14 protein-coding genes are annotated in these 19,097 nt (G+C 46.2%); 8 read left to right on the forward strand and 6 right to left on the reverse strand.

Going from position 1 to position 19,097, the window contains the following annotated elements; all coding sequences use genetic code 11:
• The first annotated feature begins 93 nt into the window (after window positions 1–93).
• Together QUA88_RS10610 and QUA88_RS10615 are read left to right on the forward strand one after the other, a co-directional pair.
• Window positions 94–696, forward strand: coding sequence for a Uma2 family endonuclease (locus tag QUA88_RS10610; RefSeq protein ID WP_333207916.1), 603 nt, complete (start codon window positions 94–96; stop codon window positions 694–696).
• A gap of 52 nt (window positions 697–748) precedes the next feature.
• Window positions 749–1,003: a DUF6737 family protein gene (locus tag QUA88_RS10615; RefSeq protein ID WP_333054293.1), complete on the forward strand. Its 255-nt coding sequence runs from the start codon at window positions 749–751 to the stop codon at window positions 1,001–1,003.
• A gap of 285 nt (window positions 1,004–1,288) precedes the next feature.
• Here the strand turns inward: QUA88_RS10615 and carB are convergent, their stop codons facing one another.
• Together carB and QUA88_RS10625 are read right to left on the reverse strand one after the other, a co-directional pair.
• A complete protein-coding gene (gene carB / locus QUA88_RS10620; protein ID WP_333054411.1) occupies window positions 1,289–4,600 on the reverse strand; it encodes a carbamoyl-phosphate synthase large subunit in 3,312 nt (1,103 codons plus the stop codon).
• Window positions 4,601–5,190: 590 nt separating this feature from the next.
• Window positions 5,191–5,430 carry a hypothetical protein gene (locus QUA88_RS10625; RefSeq protein ID WP_333054294.1) on the reverse strand — a complete coding sequence of 80 codons (240 nt, stop codon included), beginning with the start codon at window positions 5,428–5,430 and terminating at the stop codon, window positions 5,191–5,193.
• Between the two features lie 645 nt (window positions 5,431–6,075).
• Between QUA88_RS10625 and QUA88_RS10630 the strand changes: the two genes are divergently transcribed.
• From QUA88_RS10630 to QUA88_RS10645, 4 genes are all read left to right on the forward strand, one after another.
• Window positions 6,076–6,333 carry a hypothetical protein gene (locus QUA88_RS10630; RefSeq protein WP_172192361.1) on the forward strand — a complete coding sequence of 86 codons (258 nt, stop codon included), beginning with the start codon at window positions 6,076–6,078 and terminating at the stop codon, window positions 6,331–6,333.
• Entirely contained in the window at window positions 6,326–7,549 is a 1,224-nt protein-coding gene (locus QUA88_RS10635; RefSeq protein ID WP_333271630.1) for a murein transglycosylase A, read from the forward strand. The genes QUA88_RS10630 and QUA88_RS10635 overlap by 8 nt, the downstream gene beginning before the upstream one ends.
• 396 nt (window positions 7,550–7,945) lie before the next feature.
• Window positions 7,946–8,662 carry a tetratricopeptide repeat protein gene (locus QUA88_RS10640; protein ID WP_333207920.1) on the forward strand — a complete coding sequence of 239 codons (717 nt, stop codon included), beginning with the start codon at window positions 7,946–7,948 and terminating at the stop codon, window positions 8,660–8,662.
• Window positions 8,663–8,885: 223 nt separating this feature from the next.
• A complete protein-coding gene (locus QUA88_RS10645; protein ID WP_333271635.1) occupies window positions 8,886–9,773 on the forward strand; it encodes an ROK family protein in 888 nt (295 codons plus the stop codon).
• A 241-nt stretch (window positions 9,774–10,014) separates the two neighbouring features.
• On the opposite strand, the gene QUA88_RS10650 is transcribed toward QUA88_RS10645, so the two are convergent.
• The 4 genes from QUA88_RS10650 to QUA88_RS10665 all read right to left on the reverse strand — a co-directional run bounded on the left by QUA88_RS10650 (window position 10,015) and on the right by QUA88_RS10665 (window position 15,143).
• Window positions 10,015–10,437 carry a hypothetical protein gene (locus tag QUA88_RS10650; RefSeq protein ID WP_333149438.1) on the reverse strand — a complete coding sequence of 141 codons (423 nt, stop codon included), beginning with the start codon at window positions 10,435–10,437 and terminating at the stop codon, window positions 10,015–10,017.
• Between the two features lie 629 nt (window positions 10,438–11,066).
• Window positions 11,067–12,725, reverse strand: a complete 1,659-nt coding sequence (locus QUA88_RS10655) for a CTP synthase (RefSeq protein WP_333207921.1) — start codon at window positions 12,723–12,725, stop codon at window positions 11,067–11,069.
• Between the two features lie 100 nt (window positions 12,726–12,825).
• Window positions 12,826–14,007: a transposase gene (locus QUA88_RS10660; protein WP_333054304.1), complete on the reverse strand. Its 1,182-nt coding sequence runs from the start codon at window positions 14,005–14,007 to the stop codon at window positions 12,826–12,828.
• 131 nt (window positions 14,008–14,138) lie between these two features.
• Window positions 14,139–15,143 carry an Rpn family recombination-promoting nuclease/putative transposase gene (locus tag QUA88_RS10665; protein WP_333054306.1) on the reverse strand — a complete coding sequence of 335 codons (1,005 nt, stop codon included), beginning with the start codon at window positions 15,141–15,143 and terminating at the stop codon, window positions 14,139–14,141.
• Window positions 15,144–15,458: 315 nt separating this feature from the next.
• On the opposite strand from QUA88_RS10665, the gene QUA88_RS10670 reads away from it, so the two are divergent.
• Window positions 15,459–17,930 (forward strand): VIT domain-containing protein, encoded by a 2,472-nt coding sequence (locus QUA88_RS10670; protein ID WP_333207922.1) that lies wholly within the window; start codon window positions 15,459–15,461, stop codon window positions 17,928–17,930.
• Between the two features lie 253 nt (window positions 17,931–18,183).
• A complete protein-coding gene (locus tag QUA88_RS10675) occupies window positions 18,184–19,080 on the forward strand; it encodes a pentapeptide repeat-containing protein (RefSeq protein ID WP_333054310.1) in 897 nt (298 codons plus the stop codon).
• Window positions 19,081–19,097: the final 17 nt, after the last annotated feature.

A 19,097-nucleotide genomic window follows, 5' to 3' on the forward strand; every position in this document is an offset into this window, starting at 1 on the left:
TTAGAATTGGATGTCTGCCGTCAAAAAAACAAAATTCTTCCTGCCTGTGGTAATATAGGCTAATAGTATTACTGCAAAATAAGGATAAATCTTATGATTGCAACAGTCACACAGCAATTAACCTTTGACCAATTCCTTGTAGAATGTCCAGAAGATGGACGTTATGAACTGGTAAATGGAGAAATAGTAGAGATGAATTCCACAAGAAATCATGATGATGTTGCTAATTTCCTGTTATTTGGCTTCAACGATGAAATCCGGCGACTAAATTTGAATTATGTAGTCAACACTACAGCCGTTATCAGAACTGTAAGTAAAGCCGGCATCGAACAAGGGCGGAGACCGGATGTCAGCGTCATCGATCGCGATTTGTGGCGATCGAACCGTTCTGCTTATGCTGCAATGCGGGAACCAATTCAACTGGCAGTGGAAGTAACATCAACAAATTGGGAGGACGATTATATAGACAAATTGGACGAATATCGGCGCCTCGGAATTCCTGAGTATTGGATTGTCGATTATTTAGCAATTGGCAGCAGGGAATTTCTGGGAAATCCCAAAATTCCAACTGTATTGGTTCACCTTTTGGATGCAGATGGCAATTATCAAAGAAGCGCGTTTAAAGGCAGCGAACGAATTGTGTCGCGGACTTTTCCAGAATTAACGCTGACAGCAGAAGAAGTGATGAATGTTTAACTTCGGTTAATCCAGCTACCCAGACTATTATCCCTAAAAAATTACTAAAAATATGAAATCTATTTCTGATAATAAACTTTCTAATCAAAAAGCTATTAGTCCTTGGAGTTACAAACCTTGGTGGTGTCAGCCTTGGTCGATTCTTTTAACTGGTACTAGCCTGATTAGCGGTAGTTGGTTTTTATTAAAAACTGTTTGGATAACGGTTTTAGTCGCGATTCCTTTATTAGCTTGGATGGGCTTTTTCTTGTTAGTTTGGCCGAGGTTGATGCTGTCTAGCGGAGTTTTGGATTCCGATGCAGATTAGGTTTTGGTGACGCGCACCTTATGTTTAGGGTAAGGTGCGCGGTCATTGGTGTGAACTTAACGTTAAACCCTCAGTCCGGCAGGGTTTGAAACAACAGCCTCAAAGCGAAAGTCCTCGCTATGAAGACTAATGAGTTCTTCAGTCCTCTTTGAGAGGACTTTCGCTATCAGACAGGGAATTCATTCCCTGGCGGACTGCCGGGTGAGCCGGAGGACTGGCGGACTAAAAGCTTCAGTTGACACTAATAGTGCGCCCTGCACACCCTACCTTTGAGTGTTTCCCAGTCTAGGCTTGCGGGTAATAGTCTTGAATTGCTTTTACTTCCATCGGGTGGGATTTGAGCGATCGAATTCCCGCTGCTGTCGCTTTGGCACCGGCTATTGTGGTAATAATCGGGATTTTGTAAGTCAAAGCTGTGCGGCGGATAAAGATTCCGTCGGCCCGGGATTCTTCGCCGGAAGGTGTGGTGATAATTAGTTGAATTTTCTCATTTTTGATCGAATCCAACAAATTCGGCCGCCCTTCGTGCAGTTTCAATTCCAAATCTACCTCTAAACCTTGCTCTCGCAAAACTTTGCGTGTCCCGTGAGTTGCGACTACTCGGAAACCCAATTCTAAGAATTCCTTGACAACGGGTACAACTGCTAGTTTGTCCCGATCGCGCATCGAAACCAACACGGTTCCAAACAGCGGCATCATTTGTCCAGCACCTAATTGAGCTTTGGCAAATGCTTTACCAAAATCGGTGTCAATTCCCATGACTTCGCCGGTCGATCGCATTTCTGGCCCTAACAAGGTATCAGTTCCTGGGAACTTAGCAAAGGGCAATACAGCTTCTTTTACCGAAACATGAGTGGGTATAATCTCTTCAGTAAAACCCAAAGCTTCTAGAGTTTTGCCAGACATGACTCGCGAGGCCATTTTTGCTAAGGGAACTCCGATCGCCTTGGAGACAAAAGGCACTGTTCGAGAAGCGCGCGGGTTAGCTTCCAAAATGAAAACTTCTTCCCCTTGAACGGCAAATTGAATATTCATCAACCCGATTACTTTCAGGGATTTTGCTAATTCTACAGTCCAGCGACGGATTGTTACCAAAGCTGCATCAGAAAGTGTTTGGTAAGGGATAGAACAAGCAGAGTCGCCGGAGTGGATTCCCGCTTCCTCAATGTGCTCCATAATACCGCCGATCGTCACATTGCCAGTAACATCGGCGATCGCATCGACATCAACCTCGATCGCATTCTCCAAAAACTTATCAATTAAAATCGGATGATCGGGTTCTACCAGCACGGCATAGGTCATGTAACGTTCCAATTCCGTATCGGAATAAACAATTTCCATGGCTCGGCCGCCTAATACGTAACTCGGTCGCACCACTACCGGATAACCTATGCGTTGAGCTACTATTAAAGCATCCTCAAAACTACGGGCCAAACCGTTAGCAGCTTGCTGAATATCCAACTCGCGCAGAATCTTTTCAAATCGCTCCCTGTCTTCAGCAGTATCAATGGAATCCGGCGAAGTACCCCAAATTTTTGTTTGTACATCGGGGTGATTTTCGAGGGCTTTTTGTAAAGGAAGCGCTAATTTCAGTGGGGTTTGTCCGCCAAACTGAATAATTATTCCCTCTGGATTTTCGGCTTCGATGATGTTGAGAACATCTTCTTTTGTTAGCGGTTCAAAATACAGGCGATCGCTCGTATCGTAATCCGTCGAAACCGTTTCCGGGTTCGAGTTGACCATAATTGTCTCAAAGCCATCTTCTCCTAGGGAATAGGAAGCGTGACAACAGCAGTAATCAAACTCAATTCCCTGTCCGATCCGGTTGGGCCCGCCACCTAAAATCATCACTTTTCGCTTGGTAGAAGGCAAAACTTCCGACTCCGGCGCGAGACTGTGGCCCACAGGCGAAACTTTCTTTTCTTCATCGCCCAATTCCCAAATAGCCGCACCCGCTTCGTAGGTGGAATAATAATACGGTGTAAACGCTTCAAATTCAGCGGCACAGGTATCGACTGTTTTGTAAATCGGAATGACGCCTAACTGTTTGCGGTAAGCGCGAACTTGATCTTCCGATGTTTTGGTGGCGTAAGCAATTTGGCGATCGCTAAAACCCAACTGCTTTACTTCAAACATTGTCTCTTTTGTCAACTGTTCCAACCGCGTTCGTTTCAAGAACTTCTCAGTTTCCAGCAATTCCTGCATTTTATCCAAAAACCAAGGATCGATTCCTGTAAACTCGAAGATATCTTCCACCGACATTCCCATCATCATCGCGTGGCGAACTGTAAAAATGCGATCGGGATTTGGCGTCCGCAATCCGGCGCGAATTTGTTCCAAACTCGGCAACTTTTCCGGTTTGTCGCAGCCGAAACCCGCGCGGCCTGTTTCCAATCCCCGCAGGGCTTTTTGGAAGGATTCGTTGAAGCTGCGCCCGATCGCCATTACCTCCCCAACTGACTTCATTTGCGTTGTCAGAGTCGGTTCGGAACCGGGGAACTTTTCAAAGGCAAATCGGGGAATCTTCGTCACCACGTAGTCAATTGTCGGCTCAAAAGACGCCGGAGTTTTCTTGGTGATATCGTTGGAAATTTCGTCTAGGCTGTAACCTACCGCTAATTTTGCCGCCATTTTGGCAATAGGGAAACCAGTTGCTTTCGAGGCCAAGGCGGAGGAACGGGAAACCCTAGGGTTCATTTCAATAACGATGAAATCTCCGTTGACTGGATTGACGGCAAATTGAATGTTGGAACCGCCGGTTTCAACTCCGATTTCGCGAATAATTTTCACCGAAGCATCTCGCAGGCGCTGATATTCTTTGTCTGTGAGAGTTTGCGCCGGGGCGACGGTGATCGAATCGCCGGTGTGGACGCCCATCGGGTCGAGATTCTCGATCGAACAAATAATCACTACATTATCTGCCAAATCTCGCATTACTTCGAGTTCGTACTCTTTCCAACCAATCAAAGATTGTTCGATCAAAATTTGGGATACTGGACTGGCATCAATCCCGCCTTGTGCCATTTCTTCAAACTCTTCTTGATTGTAAGAAATGCCGCCTCCCGTGCCGCCCATTGTAAAAGCAGGACGAATAATTAACGGATAACTGCCGATTTGGTGACCAATGGCTTTGGCTTCGTCGAGAGTGTTGGCAATTCCCGAAGGGCAAACGGCGACACCAATTCGCGCCATCGCTTCCTTAAATAATAGCCGATCTTCTGCCATTTCAATTGCTGGCAATTTAGCACCAATCAACTCGACGTTGTATTTTTCTAAAACGCCATTTTTAGCGACGGCAACTGCTAAATTTAGCGCCGTTTGACCGCCCATAGTCGGTAAAATTGCTTGAGGTCTTTCTTTAGCGATGATTTGTTCGAGGATGGCCGGCGTTAGAGGTTCGATGTAAATGCGATCGGCAGTTTCCGGATCGGTCATAATCGTTGCCGGGTTGGAATTCACCAACACTACTTCAAAACCTTCTTCTCGCAAAGCTTTGCAAGCTTGTGTCCCTGAATAGTCAAATTCGCACGCTTGACCGATAACAATTGGGCCGGAACCAATGAGAAGAATCTTTTTTAAGTCTTGACGACGGGGCATAGGTTCGTAATTAGTAATTGGACAAGGTTGAGGATTAATTTGATATTTTGCATCAGTCTTAGAAACAGGCTTTCTAAGCTGTTCCCCCAAAAGCTTACTCAAAAAAGTGCAAGTTTTGTTGTTAATTTGAAATTGTGCACCATTCTCAGCCTTTTGGAAGCAGAACCTAGCAACTCCGGCCCACAGACACCCCCAGCTAACCAGAAATATTGATGAGAAAAGGGTGCAGTCGATCGGTAAATCAAGACTATTTTAAGTGTTGCGGTCAAATCGTGTTCTAAAATACACAATCCATTTATTCCGCCAGATTAATCATTGTAGGGACACTCCAAGAAGCCATTGGTGTCAACTTAACGTCAAACCCAATCACAGACTGTTGTTTGAGTATTAAATCTAGATCCCCCCTAGCCAACCCCTACTCCCCTTAAGAAGGGGGGGACAAGAGTCTTCTCAAAGTCAACCCCTACTCCCCAACAATCAGGGGGATTTAGGGGGATCTAGACTTAGCTAAAACCTAGATTTATCAATGGTTTCAGGCGATTGTTGACACAACGAAAGACACGGTTTCCCTACCGTATTTCACCCTATTTTTAGGCTTTGCGCGATCGGCGAATGAGTACGCTTATAACTTGTCCCGGCTGTGCGCCTCGCTGGGGCGGACTCCAATCCCCGACGGCGGCAAATCCCAGTCGGTACAAGGTGTGGATGGTTTCTAACACGGCGGCGCGGGAACCGACAACCGTTATCCGCACGACTTCCTGTTCGGATACTGCTGAGTCGTCATTTGGACGCGCGGAAAAGTTATCGTCAGGCACGAATTCCTGTGACATAATATGATCTCCTGGTTTTTGGTTTTCTAGGAAAACCCAAAAACCCAGCCGCCCCGCACGTTAACACAGAGCAGGGCGGCTACAGAGAATGTTAGAATTCTCAATCAGCCTCCATACTGCTTACTCAGTTTGGCGGTAGCTGTCCATTGCTGCTGGTAACAGCTTTGGGCAGTGCAACTAGATTTTTGGGCGACGCGGGCCGCTTCCTCTGCAAGCAAAGCAACCTTAATTTCACAGCGTAGCCGCAGATGGGGGCCGCCGTCAATCGATTGCGCGATTTTAGATTTTAGATTTTAGATTGGGGTTTTCCTGCAACAACTTTATCGATTTTAGATTTTAGATTGAGATTTTCCTGCAACAACTCTCCGGTCTCTCCCACCCTCCCCTTTTCCCACTCTCCCCCTCTCCCACTCTCTCCTTCTCCCAGTCTCTCCCCCTCCCTCAATCCAACCTACTAAATGAGGGAATGCGCCGAGGAAGAGGTAAAATATGGAATCGTTCCAAAAGCTTAAAATCAAAAATCTAAAATACAGATATGCCTAGAACACAAGTGCGAATATTCCGTGCACCTGCTGCTTGAGGGCAGCCACATCAATTTTAGATTTTAGATTTTAAATTGTCCTCCAACAACTCTCCCCATCTCCTATGCCTAGAACTCCCAGCGAATATTCCGTGCACCTGCTGCTTGAGGGCGGGCACCGCGAAGAAGTGCGTTTCGCAACCCTGCAAGATTTTCAAAAATGGTACAGCAGTACGCTGGTGCCGAAACAAGATTCAAGAGAATTTCTTAACGTCCCGATTAAAAATATTCAAGGCGAATACATGGTAGTTCGGCCTACCAGTGTTCTCGCAATTCGCGTAGAACCGATATTTACTTCTAGCGTCGAACGATACGATGAATAAGGAAAATAATCAATTCAGTAGGGAAGATTGGAAATTGAGCAAGATTTTTCGCTATCAGCTATTAGCGATCGCCTGTTGCGTTTTGGCGATCGCTTTTTCGGTGCCCGCCGTTGCAGTTCCATCGCTGCAACCAATGAGTGTAAATCAATTACAAGCGAGTGAGTTGGAGTCGATCGCCTTTGACGCTCAAATCTGGGGCGAAAATGGCAAACCGGGCGATAAAGAATTGCTGTTAAGGTCGATCGACCACAGCCTCCGCTATCTCAATACATCAGCCGCCGCCAGCGCTTACAGCCGCTATCCAGTCGCAGGAGTTACGCGCGATCGAGTCCGCCGTTCCCTCGATCGATTCCGCCAATTAGTTGTCAGTTCCACAACCCCAGCACAACTTCAGGAATCTGTCAAGCGCGAATTTGTATTTTACAAATCCACGGGCAAAGACGGCAAAGGAACAGTAGCATTTACAGGTTATTTCGAGCCGACTTACGCAGCCTCTCGCACGCCGAATTCCGAATACCGTTATCCCCTGTACCGGATGCCGCCAAACATGGCCTCTTGGCCGAAACCTCACCCGACAAGATTGCAATTAGAAGGCGCAGATGCTTTGCAGGGAAGTAAAGGATTGCTGCGAGGATTAGAATTAGTTTGGTTGCGCGATCGATTCCAAGCATTTCTCGTGCACGTCCAAGGTTCTGCGAGATTGCAGCTAACAGATGGTAGCGAGATGACCGTCGGTTTTGCAGGCAAAACCAGTCACAGTTATACAGGAGTTGGACGAGAATTAGTTAAAGACGGAAAGTTTACTTTAGAAGAGTTAACTTTGCCGAAACTAAGGGAATATTTTACCAACTTTCCCGCAGATATGAACAAATATTTGCCAAAAAATGAAAGCTTTGTATTCTTCCGGGATAGTAATGGAGCTCCAGCCACAGGAAGCATTGGAGTGCCAGTAACTGCCGAAAGGTCGATCGCCACCGACAAAGCCTTAATGCCCCCCGGCGCACTAGCATTAATTAGTACAAAACTCCCTTATCCGAATGCGGCAGGACAACTCGAACAAAATGCCGTGAATCGGTACGTTTTGGATCAAGATACTGGCGGTGCAATCAAAGGTGCGGGGAGAGTTGACGTATTTATGGGAACGGGGGATTTAGCGGGCGATAGGGCCGGTTATATCAACTCAACAGGAGAACTGTATTATCCGCTTTTAAAGTAGGAACAAAGCGAGTGGCCAGAAACCGGGTTTTTACAAAAAATATTCGCGATAATCCGCAGATTAGGAAAAAACCCGGTTTCTTCGATATTCACTCTATCTAGGTATTTGGTAATATGGGTTAGTTGGTTGGGTAGGGGCGGGTTTATCAATATTTGGGATGGGAATTATAGATTGTGGGCGAACCCGCCCCTACGGTATTTGATAATAAAATAATACATCTAAAATAGCAAAATTGGTAGGGCGGGTTAGCCGAAATTTATATCATCAAATAGCATAATTCATCAACCCGCACCCACCCATCCCAGATACTCAAACACCCGCCCCTTTCCCATCGCAGATACCGACAAACCTGTCCGCATTCGTATAAAATAGAAACAACCCAACCCATCCCCACAAATGCTAAACAAAATTTGGCAATTCCTCAAACGACTCATCCAGCGCCTATTAGGAACCGCACCCCCACCACCGCCGCCACCACCTGCGCCCCGCCCCACCCAAACTGACGCGGAATACGAGTCGAAATTCATGGAAATCCTGGAAGGGGTGAATGTCGGTTGGAGTCGAGGAGATGTAGCGGGATTCTTAATCGCAAAACGCCTTAAAGATGGTGAATTGGCTGCTTGGCTGCGACGGTTTGGGACTCGATTGTTAGAGGGGGAAAACCTGCAGGGCGGGCACGGGGGCACCGCCCCTACGGATGCGGTGGCATCGCTTCAGGAATTGGCGCAGCGGCTGGTTTTGTTAGGTAGAATTGGCAGCGGGGAATTGTCAGAGGTGGCGAGGAGAATTGGGCGGGAGATATTGACACGGTTTCCGCTGCCGGAGGTTGAGGAGGAGGAGACAAAGGGGATGGTAATTGAGGCGGTGTTTGTTGGGGATGGTTTGGGTTTTTCTGGGGAAGGGAACCGCAGAGGCGCTGAGGCTGCGGAGGCAGAATCGGAAGTTAATGTAGAGGCGAAAGCGTGGTGCGATCGAGGGAATGAGCAGTATAATTTAGGAAGATTTGAAGATGCGATCGCATCTTATACCCAGGCAATTGCTCTCCAACCAGACTATCACGATGCTTTGCACAACCGAGAGGTAGCGCAACGTAAGTTAGGCGAAATTAAATAGGCGAACTCGCTGGTATCCATAATTTTTGCTAGGAATTGCGATCGGTATGATAGTATTAATAATTAACCCATTTTTTGTCGCTAAGTATTATAGACTAAAATAGGAGTTGGAGGATTTAAATTATCACTACAAACTTACTTGGTAATGTGTACAGTCCGCACCTTAAAATATGTTTATCCTATGAGGATTAATCCCAAATCCTTGCATCCAAAACTCAAATCGAATGACACAAGTAATCGGCATTGACTTAGGCGGAACCGCAATTAAACTCGGCAGATTTAGCGAAGACGGCATTTGTCACCAATCCTTAACTGTTCCAACTCCTCAACCGGCAACGCCAGAAGCCGTTTTAGCTGCGATGACCGATCCTATTTTACAACTGAATCCGGTGGAAAATGCTGTAAGTGCGATCGGCATCGGCACTCCAGGCCCTGCAGACGCCGCCGGCCGCATAGCCAGAGTAGCAATTAACCTCAAAAACTGGCATAACGTCCCCCTCGCTGACTGGTTGGAAGCTAAAACCGGACTGCCGACAATATTAGCAAATGATGCCAACTGTGCCGGATTGGGAGAAGCTTGGTTGGGCGCAGGAAGGCACTTTAAAGACCTAATTTTAATAACTTTAGGTACAGGAGTCGGCGGTGCAGTTATCCTAGACGGCAAACTATTTGTAGGTCATCAAGGCGCGGCCGGAGAACTAGGATTGATTACTATAAATCCCGACGGCCCGGAGTGCAACAGCGGCAATCGCGGTTCTTTAGAACAGTACGTTTCGGTGCAAGCAATTCGCCGCGAAACGGGTTTGGAACCGCTAGAATTAGCAAATCTAGCTAAGTCGGAAGATGCCAAAGCTTTAGAATTTTGGCAAAATTACGGGCGCTATCTGGGTATCGGTTTGGCAAGTCTCATTTATATTTTGACGCCGGAAGCTATTATTATCGGCGGTGGAATTAGTGCAGGTGCAGAATTTTTCTTGCCGAAGGTTCGACAAGAAATTGAGCAACGTGTACTGCCGAGTTCTCGCGAGGATTTACAGTTATTGGTGGCTGAATTGGGCAATCAAGCAGGCATTGTAGGGGCAGCAAAATTAGCTTGGCAGCTTGTTCAATAGTTAAAATTTCAAAAAGCAGCGCAGTTTATTGCGCTTTTTTCATATCTAAACTTAGGGTGCAACCTAAGCACCTTACCCCAAAAAAAAATAAAATGAATGTTAGGATTTACTAAAAATAGTCTTCCTTCCTCCTTCATTGTTCATACTTATAACTAATGACTAATGACTAATGACTAATGACTAATGACTAACAACTAACGACTAATGACTAATGACTAACAACTAATGACTAATGACTGCTTCATGGCAGAGATTGTCCAGTGGTATTTTTAATGTATTCCTGAATTTCTTGATAAGTTTCCGGGTTGTTTTGGCGCAGGATAATAATATTAGTTGCGCTGTCCGGCAGGCAAAAGCTTAGCCGACCGTTCTGTTCGCAAGCAAAAGAGCTAATTCGACTCATATCGATCGCAAATTCTTTGCGGTCATAATGAATTTTAATCCACGAACCTCTCGAATTGCGATCGATGGTTTTTTTGAGGTAATCGAGAACTTGCTTGTAAGCCTCAGAATTGCCTTGGGGATTGAGGATAATCGGCTGACTGCTATTAGGCAGCCAAAAGGTGAGACGCTTGTTATCCAGTTCGCTAGAAAAAGCACTAATAGTGTCAAGGTCAATTATGTATGTACTTTTCTCATAAGTAATTTTGCTCCAATAAGCCACAAAGCCTCCTCAAACCTGTGTTTCCTGGTATTTTAGGATAGTTTGACAACTCATACCATTTTAGATTTTAGATTTTAGATTTTAGATTGGGCATGACTGATGACTATCGGGGTTGGGAAGTTGCCTAAAGTTACATTTTTTTTTACTGGTATCACCATTGAAATCCAAGCTAAAAAGTTAAGTAAAAATATCAGCATTTTTACCCAATACGCTTGGGTTAAAACTATTTATTCCGGGCGAGATCCCCCTAAATCCCCCTTCCCAAGGGGGACGCAAGAGTAAGTTCTTGTCCCACCCCCTACTCCCCTTTGTAGGGGCGGTGCCCCTGTGCCCGCCCTAGGCGCCAGGGGATCGAGCTTAACTGAACCGTATTGCATTTTTACCTTCTGCCTTCTCCCTTGTGGTACTAGCCCCCCAGCCCTAGCATAGGGGTTGGGGGGGAGGTTTTTCACTCGTTGAGAATGCTGCCCGATATCTAGTCCGATAAGTGCAACCCCTATCAAATCCTATTGGTCTGTTGGGCGGGTTTTGTAATGTCGATTGCCGGGGCGATTTGAATATTGTGTACTCTGAACCGCCCCTACAGACATCTAATATATCAGAACTAATCGATCGCACATGATATGAGATCAGTTTGCTGCAACTTTCTCGGCCACCAAGTCGCGATCCTCATCTTCTAAAACATCCTGCTTTCCCTGGATGCTAGCGGCCTGGATAAACCCTTGAAACAAGGGGTGGGGGGCGCTAGGTCGAGATTGGAATTCGGGGTGAAATTGGCAGGCTATGAAAAAGGGATGGTTGGGAAATTCGATCATTTCTACCAAGCGGCCGTCTGGAGATGTACCGGAGACTGCATAACCTGATTCTAAGAAAAGATTGCGGTAGGCGTTGTTAAATTCGTACCGATGGCGGTGCCGCTCGTAAATCACTTCTTTCTGATAAAGTTTGAAAGCTAGCGTGTCTGGGTTGACACGGCACGGATACAAACCCAGTCGCATTGTACCGCCCAAATCGACTACATCTTGCTGTTCTGGCAATAAATTAATTACCGGATTCGCTGTATCTGGGTTAAATTCAGCGCTGTTGGCATCCTCTAGTTGAGCGATGTTGCGCGCCCATTCAATCACAGCACACTGCATCCCCAAACACAATCCCAAAAATGGAATTTTGTGGTGTTTAGCATATTCGATCGCCGCTATTTTGCCGTCAACTCCCCGAACCCCAAAACCTCCGGGTACAAGAATGCCGTTGATACCTTTGAGATAATTATCGAGGTTTCCCGATTCTAAATCTTCTGAGTTAATCCAGTGTAAATTCAGGTCGCAGCCGATCGCAATTGCCGCGTGCCGCAAAGCTTCGACCACCGAAAGATAAGCATCGTTCAACCGCACGTATTTGCCAACTAAAGCAATATCAATTTTGTGATTGGGACTGTAAAGCCTGTTGACTAAAGTTTGCCACTGATGCAAATCTGGCTGGCGATGTTCGAGTTGCAGCAAATTGAGCGTTTGTTCCGCCAAACCTTCCTGTTCCATCATCAGCGGCACTTCGTAGATACTTTTAGCATCTTGAGCGGTGATGACACATTCTTCGGGGACGTTGCAGAATTCCGACAATTTCTGTTTCATGCCCAAAGACAGCGGGCGATCGCACCGACAGACTAAAATATCTGGTTGAATGCCGATCGACCGCAATTCCTTCACCGAATGCTGAGTCGGTTTAGTTTTCATCTCCCCAGCCGAAGGAATCCAAGGTATCAGCGTGACGTGCATATACACAACATTTTGCCGACCGACATCCTTGCGAAACTGGCGAATTGCCTCCAAAAACGGCAAAGATTCAATATCTCCCACCGTTCCGCCGATTTCCGTAATCACCACATCGGGATTGGTATTTTTTGCTACCCGGTGAATTCGATCTTTAATCTCGTTAGTAATGTGCGGAATCACCTGCACCGTGCTCCCCTGATACTCACCGCGGCGTTCTTTGTTAATCACCGCTTGATAAATGGAACCCGTGGTGACGCTATTGAGGCGAGACATGGAAGTGTCGGTAAAACGCTCGTAGTGCCCCAAATCCAAGTCAGTTTCCGCACCATCTTGCGTGACAAAGACTTCTCCGTGCTGAAACGGGCTCAGAGTGCCGGGGTCAACGTTAATATAGGGGTCTAGCTTCAAAATCGAGACTGAATAGTCCCGCGACTTTAATAGGCGGCCCAAGGAAGCACCGACAATTCCCTTGCCGATGCTGGAAACCACGCCACCAGTCACAAACACAAATTTGCTCATAGGATTTTCGACTTTAGATGTTTCAATGTCAGGTCAGACTCAAATGTGACATAGTTGACACTCCCGGTGCTAAAGCAGCGGGGATTCTTTGTTCGTAGACTCAACTTGCTTGCGACAGGATTTCTCCAGCCAAAGTAGAGGTCGAATCTCCCAAAGCGTTCGGGTCTTTGACCCAAGTTCCGGTATGCCCTACCGTACTCAAGGCTAATTTCAGGATATTAATCGCAGCATTCCAATCCCTATCCATAACGAACCCGCATTCACAAACATGGGTTCTTACGGATAGGGTTTTTTTTACGATTGCACCGCAGTTAGAACATTTTTGCGAAGTATATGCTGGATTGACGGCAACCGTCACCCGGTCAAATTTTACTCCAAAATACTCCAGCCACTTCCTGAATAGATACCAACCCGCATCATTGATCGATTTGGCGAGACAGTGATTCTTTACTAAGTTTTTAATCCTCAAATCTTCGTAGGCGACCAAATCGTTAGATCGGATTACGCAACGCGCCAGTCTCTTAGCGTGTTCTTCACGTTGCCTACTTATTTTGAGGTGTACTCTTCCTAATCGATTAATTGCTTTCTTGCGGTTGGCAGAGCCTTTCTTTTTACGAGAAACGCGGCGCTGTCGAAACTTTAACCGTTTCTCAGTGGTTCGATAAAACTGGGGGTTTGGTTCAGAGTGACCGTTAGAGTCTGTATAAAACTCTTTGAGCCCTACGTCCAAACCGAGTGTTTTACCAGTCGGCGTCGTATCTACTTCGTTTTCAGCACCGATCAAAAACTGAACGTAGTAACCGTCAGCGCGACGGATCAAGCGTACCCGTTTTATTTGATCGAGCTGGTAGAAGTTTAGATCCCACGTTCCTTTTAGTTTGAGCTTACCAATTCCTTTCTTGTCAGTGAAAGTGATTTGCTTGCGGGTTTCTGAAAGTTTCCAGCCGCTCACTTTATATTCAACTGAGCGACAGTTTTTCTTAAAAGTCGGATAACCTTTCTTTCCGGGAAGAGCTTTCTTGCAGTTGTCGTAAAACCGAGCAATTGCAGAATAAGCTCTCTCGACTGACGCTTGGCAAGCACTAGAATTCAAGGTTTTGACGAAAGGAAACTCTTCTCTGAGCGCAGTGCTGTGCCGATACAAGTCTTTTTGCCCAACACCTCGGTTATCCATCCAGAAACGGATGCACTTATTCCGAACGAACTGAGCAGTCCTAATTGCCTCGTCTATTGCTGCGTACTGATTTGGTTTTCCTTTCGCCTTGAATTCTAGAACGAACATCTTACGTGGAAAATCGCTACGCTAAGATACTAACACTAAGCCGTTCTAAAAGGATGGGGCTTTAGACCCAAGTTTTTGGTAATCCATAAGGGCAACCACGGGGGATTGCCCCCTACACCCATTTGACCAAATTATTGACGATTGTTATGTGCTTGCAACCAAGTTGTCAAATCTGACAAACTGGCAAAGTCTAATAGTGCCTCTCCTAGATTCTCTAATTGCTGAGCGGATAACTGAGCTATGCTGGTTTTGAACTCCGGCGACAGCACGCCGACACTGCGCTCCAACTGACGAACAATTAATGTCATATTTCCTTGTTTGATGCCTTGTTCGATGCCTTGTTCGATGCCTTGTTCAATGCCTTGTTCGATGCCTTGTTCGATGCCTTGTTCGATGCCTTGTCTGATTCCTTGTTCTATCCCGATTCTGGTAGCTTTGGTAATTGCACCGCGCTGGTCTTGAATAAAAATTTCTCGCCTTTCTAAATCCTCCAATTCATCAGGATCGAGATTTGCTTCATTGGCAATTGTAAAAGCTTTGCGGAGTTCCGGTACATTTCCCAACTCTTCCGGCACAGACCTTAACGTGCGAGCGGTTTTCATGAAATATATCCACTTGTCAGTCAGAGTCTCTAATTCTGCTAAAGTCTTGTCAAATTTGGGCAACTCAACAAAGACAAATTCTAATTCATCCGCCAAATACTCGACTAAGTTGTTTTTTTCTTTGATACAAAACCGCGAAATTACTGTTTCCAGATGCTCAAACATTTGGAAATCTGTAATCGTCAAGGCAATCACGGGATTTAACAGGTTGTAGTTTTCTCCGCTTTTTAATTGCACTGAGTAAGCTTTGGTAGCATTGTATAAAATCCGTTTCTCAAAGGATTCTACATTCAATACCTGCATTTCAACGATCGCAGTTTTGCTGCCACCAATTTTTGCTTTAACATCCAAGTAAGTATCTTTGACTCCTTTGATTTTGGGCGCTAAATAAGGGTCAAGAATTTCTAAATCTTCGATAACTGGCTGCGCTTCGTAGAGGATGGCATTTAAGAAGCTAATCAAAATGTCTTTGCTGTCAGCCGAGCCGAAGATTTTTTTAAATGCAAAGTCGGTTTTGGGGTTAATAAAATTCATGGCTTTTTCAATTTATTAGAGATTGAGAGGTTGAGGTTAGAGTTATTTAATTATTTAACTATCATACAATCTTCTAGGTTGGGTTCGCGGACGATCGCCCCAACCGACTTCACCCAAATACGGATGCAAGCCCACAGCAGTCTAGACAAAAGTTCCACTCCCCCATGAGCGCCTGTAGAGTTAATCTAAAATCTAAAATCTAAAATCAGCCCTACGCGCTCAGTCATTTTTCCCAAAAAGCTAACTGAGGAACGTTTCGGCAATGGTAAAGTCATGGTAAACAAAGCACCTCAAGTCTGCTAAAAAAAAACAGCTATGAAGTTTGTCTGCGTTCTATCCCCTCAACGGTTGCTTTGTACTGGTATCGCATTGCTCGCAGCCATCGAGTGTGGCGTGTGGCTCGCTCCCAATGGGGCGCGGGCAAATGCTCTTGGGGAAAATTATTCGTCTGTGTCGCCGAAAATCCTCGCTAGTAACGATGTTAATTGCAATGGCGGACGATCGCCCGAAACTCCCTGTCCAGTCGGCGGTTTGTTCGTCAAAACTCCCAACACGACGCCAGAACAAGTCTTTCCTCTGAAACAGACTGAAGTTAAAGCCAAAATAGCTGGCAATATCTCCCGCGTCGAAGTTGTTCAGAAGTTTGAAAATCCTTTTCCCGAATCTATAGAAGCTGTTTATGTATTTCCTTTGCCCGACGAAGCAGCGGTGGACGATATGGAAATTAAAATAGGCTCACGAACTATTAAAGCTGATATCAAACGCCGGGAGGAAGCTTTGGAAATGTACGAACAAGCCAGAAAGCAAGGCCGGAGTGCAGGTTTGTTGGAACAAGAACGATCCAATATTTTTACTCAGTCTCTGGCTAATATCAAACCGGGAGAAAAAATTGAAGTTACGATTCGCTACACCGAAAGTCTCAAATTTGTCGGCGGCGATTACGAATTTGTGTTTCCAATGGTGGTAGGGCCTCGCTATATTTCGGGAAATTCGACCGATGCCGATCGCATTAACCCGCCTGTTTTGCCTCCGGGAGCGCGATCGGGTCACAATATCGCTGTTTCGGTAGAAATAGATGCTGGAGTTGCGATCGGCGATGTCCGCTCTACTTCCCATCAAATTACAACTGACCGCAGGGGAAATATTGTGCAAGTCCAATTAGCCAATTCTGACACAATTCCCAATAAAGATTTAATTTTGCGCTATCGAGTGGCGGGCGAAAATACGCGCGCAACTGTCTTGACTCAATCCGACCAGCGGGGCGGTCATTTTGCTACTTATTTAATTCCGGCATTAAATTACAAAAATAATGAAATTGTACCTAAAGATGTCGTGTTTCTGATGGATACTTCCGGTTCTCAAAAGGGCGAGCCACTAGCAAAATCTAAGGAGTTGATGCGCCGCTTTATTCAAGGGTTGAATTCCAACGATACTTTTACTATTATTGATTTTGCCAACACTACGCAAGCGCTTTCAACTACTCCTTTAGCGAATACGGCAGAAAATCGACAAAGCGCAATTAATTATATCGAAAAGTTGCAGGCTAACGGTGGCAGTGAACTGCTTAACGGCCTTCAAGCAGTGATGAATTTTCCGGCGGCGGCTACGGGAAGGCTGCGGAGTATTGTATTAATTACGGATGGTTACATTGGTAATGAAAATGAAGTGCTGGCTCTGGTTCAGCAGAGTCTGAAACCAGGAAATCGACTTTATAGTTTTGGTGTTGGCGGTTCGGTGAATCGGTTTTTGCTCAACCGTTTGGCGGAAGTGGGAAGAGGCACTTCTCAAGTAATTCGTCAAGATGAACCGTCGGCAGAAGCGACAGAAAAGTTTTTTCGTGAAATTAATCGTCCGGTATTGACTAATATTCAAATTAGTTGGGAAGGAGTGGGGGAAAAACCGGAGATTTATCCGATCGCGCCCCCAGACTTGTTTGCGAGTGGGCCACTGGTTTTGTTTGGCAAAAAGGCCGATCGAACTAACGGCCAACTTCGCATCCGCGGCACTCTGGCGGGCGGCAAAGCTTACGAGCAAGTTTTACCGGTTAATTTTGCTCAATCCGGCGGGCGGCAGCGAGAGTCTACTTCCGTCGCAGCAACCGCTACGGATTTTGGCAATCCGGCGGTAGCTCAACTTTGGGGGCGATCGCGCATTAAAGATTTAATGAATCAAATGTTTGGTGGCGAGACTAAATCTCTGGTGGAAGCTGTGACTAATACTGCTCTGACTTATCGCTTGCTGTCGGAATACACGGCTTTTGTGGCTGTGAGCGAAGAAGTGCGAGTGGAACCAGATGGATCTCGTCGCCGCGTGCAAGTGCCTGTAGAATTGCCGCAGGGTGTCAGCTACGAGGGTATTTTCGAGTCGGGAGGGGAAGAGCCAACTAGGGGCGGCACTCGCAGCGTTACCTCGACTCGCAACTCGGCACCGGTGAGTCCAGCTCCTGCTATGGCGCCGCAGCAAGGTTACGGTGAGTTGCAACGCCCGAAGCCTTTGGCTTCTCGCCTCCAAGTAGTTAGCGTCGAAGGGTTGGATGCCGGGGCGATCGCGGCTTTGAGTCAATACCTGCAATCTGTTAATCTCCCGGCGGGGGTTAGCGGTGAAACGGTGTGGAAGTTATTGGTACAAGACGGCCGCGTTGCCCGATTGGCGCTCGACACTAAAACCTCGACGCTGCAAGCAACAGACGCCGTAGAAACTCTCAAGAGGGCCTTGAGTTCCTGGCAACCTCCTGCAGGATTCAAGGGCACGCTGCGCCTGAAGTTGCGAATTACAGGCGATCGTTAAGGAATGACTATCTATGTCAAGAAACATTAATTTTTAATTCAAAAATACCGAAACTGGGATCGCTACCGCGAGGAAGATATAAAATCTTTATTAAGAGATTGCCTTTAAACAGAAAGTGATGTTAATGAAATTTATACCGTTTGAGGCAAACGCTAAAACAGTTTCCTTTCTGAAACAGTTTCCTTTCTGAAACAACCTTAACAGTAAAGATTTCTGGATCGAAACCCCCCAATCATAGAAGGTATGATGCCCTATGGAAGTTAGCGAACTGCTCAACAATTACGAAAAAGGAGAAAGAGACTTTACTGGAGCCGACCTCAGCGGGAAAGACCTCAGCGGAGCAATCTTAATCGGAGTCAACCTTTCGCGAGCTAATCTTTCCGGGGCGAACCTCAGTAGGGCGTTTCTCACCAAAGCAACACTCAAAGATGCACAGATGCACAGAACAAATCTGAGTTTTGCCAAAATGGGTGAAACCCAACTCTCTGGTGCAGATTTGACAAAAGCTAATTTGAGTGGAGCTTTTTTGGTAAAAGCAAAAATGCCCAAGGTAAAGTTAAGCGGCGCAACTTTAACTGGCGCAAACCTGCGGGGTGCTGTGTTGTGGAATGCCAATTTGTGCAGCGCCGACTTGCAATTAGTTAACTTGCTGGGCGCGAATCTGACGGGAGCTAATTTTAAGTGGGCCAACCTTTACGGTGCAAGGCTCAATAGTGCAAAACTTTTTGGAGCTCAATTAACCGGAGTCAGTCTGCGACGAGCGCAGTTGACAGGGGTGAATCTTTGCGGTGTAGATTTGAGCGGCGTCAACGTGAGCGAAGCTAAACTCATGGGAGCTAATTTGGAAGGCTCGAATTTGGCGGGGGCGAATTTCAGCGCGGCTCAGTTGCGTGGGGTGAAGTTGGCGGGTGCAAACTTAACCGGGGCTAAGTTGAGGGGAAGTTGTTTGAGAGGGGCAAATCTGAATTGGGCAAAGTTGTCTCAAGCAGATTTGATGGCGGCAGATTTGAGCGAGGCGACGTTAATAGGAACTAATTTAGATAATGCTTTGTTGACGGGAGCTATTTTGCCGGAATCTACTAGGCGCTATTTTTCCTTAGCTGGGGCTGGCAGAGTCAATTCTTGGGAAGTTAATGAGATTAACGGTTGATTGTTGACTGTTGACTG

Origin of the sequence: Microcoleus sp. D3_18_C2 (genome assembly GCF_036702395.1) — a bacterium.
GTDB lineage: Bacteria > Cyanobacteriota > Cyanobacteriia > Cyanobacteriales > Microcoleaceae > Microcoleus.

Coding starts and splice junctions, on each gene's coding strand:
- QUA88_RS10675 (WP_333054310.1), top strand. CDS start 18,184: ATGGAAGTTAGCGAACTGCTCAACAATTACGAAAAAGGAGAAAGAGAC.
- QUA88_RS10630 (WP_172192361.1), top strand. CDS start 6,076: ATGCCTAGAACTCCCAGCGAATATTCCGTGCACCTGCTGCTTGAGGGC.
- QUA88_RS10645 (WP_333271635.1), top strand. CDS start 8,886: ATGACACAAGTAATCGGCATTGACTTAGGCGGAACCGCAATTAAACTC.
- QUA88_RS10615 (WP_333054293.1), top strand. CDS start 749: ATGAAATCTATTTCTGATAATAAACTTTCTAATCAAAAAGCTATTAGT.
- QUA88_RS10635 (WP_333271630.1), top strand. CDS start 6,326: ATGAATAAGGAAAATAATCAATTCAGTAGGGAAGATTGGAAATTGAGC.
- QUA88_RS10610 (WP_333207916.1), top strand. CDS start 94: ATGATTGCAACAGTCACACAGCAATTAACCTTTGACCAATTCCTTGTA.
- QUA88_RS10625 (WP_333054294.1), bottom strand. CDS start 5,430: ATGTCACAGGAATTCGTGCCTGACGATAACTTTTCCGCGCGTCCAAAT.
- QUA88_RS10660 (WP_333054304.1), bottom strand. CDS start 14,007: ATGTTCGTTCTAGAATTCAAGGCGAAAGGAAAACCAAATCAGTACGCA.
- QUA88_RS10655 (WP_333207921.1), bottom strand. CDS start 12,725: ATGAGCAAATTTGTGTTTGTGACTGGTGGCGTGGTTTCCAGCATCGGC.
- QUA88_RS10670 (WP_333207922.1), top strand. CDS start 15,459: ATGAAGTTTGTCTGCGTTCTATCCCCTCAACGGTTGCTTTGTACTGGT.
- QUA88_RS10665 (WP_333054306.1), bottom strand. CDS start 15,143: ATGAATTTTATTAACCCCAAAACCGACTTTGCATTTAAAAAAATCTTC.
- carB (WP_333054411.1), bottom strand. CDS start 4,600: ATGCCCCGTCGTCAAGACTTAAAAAAGATTCTTCTCATTGGTTCCGGC.
- QUA88_RS10640 (WP_333207920.1), top strand. CDS start 7,946: ATGCTAAACAAAATTTGGCAATTCCTCAAACGACTCATCCAGCGCCTA.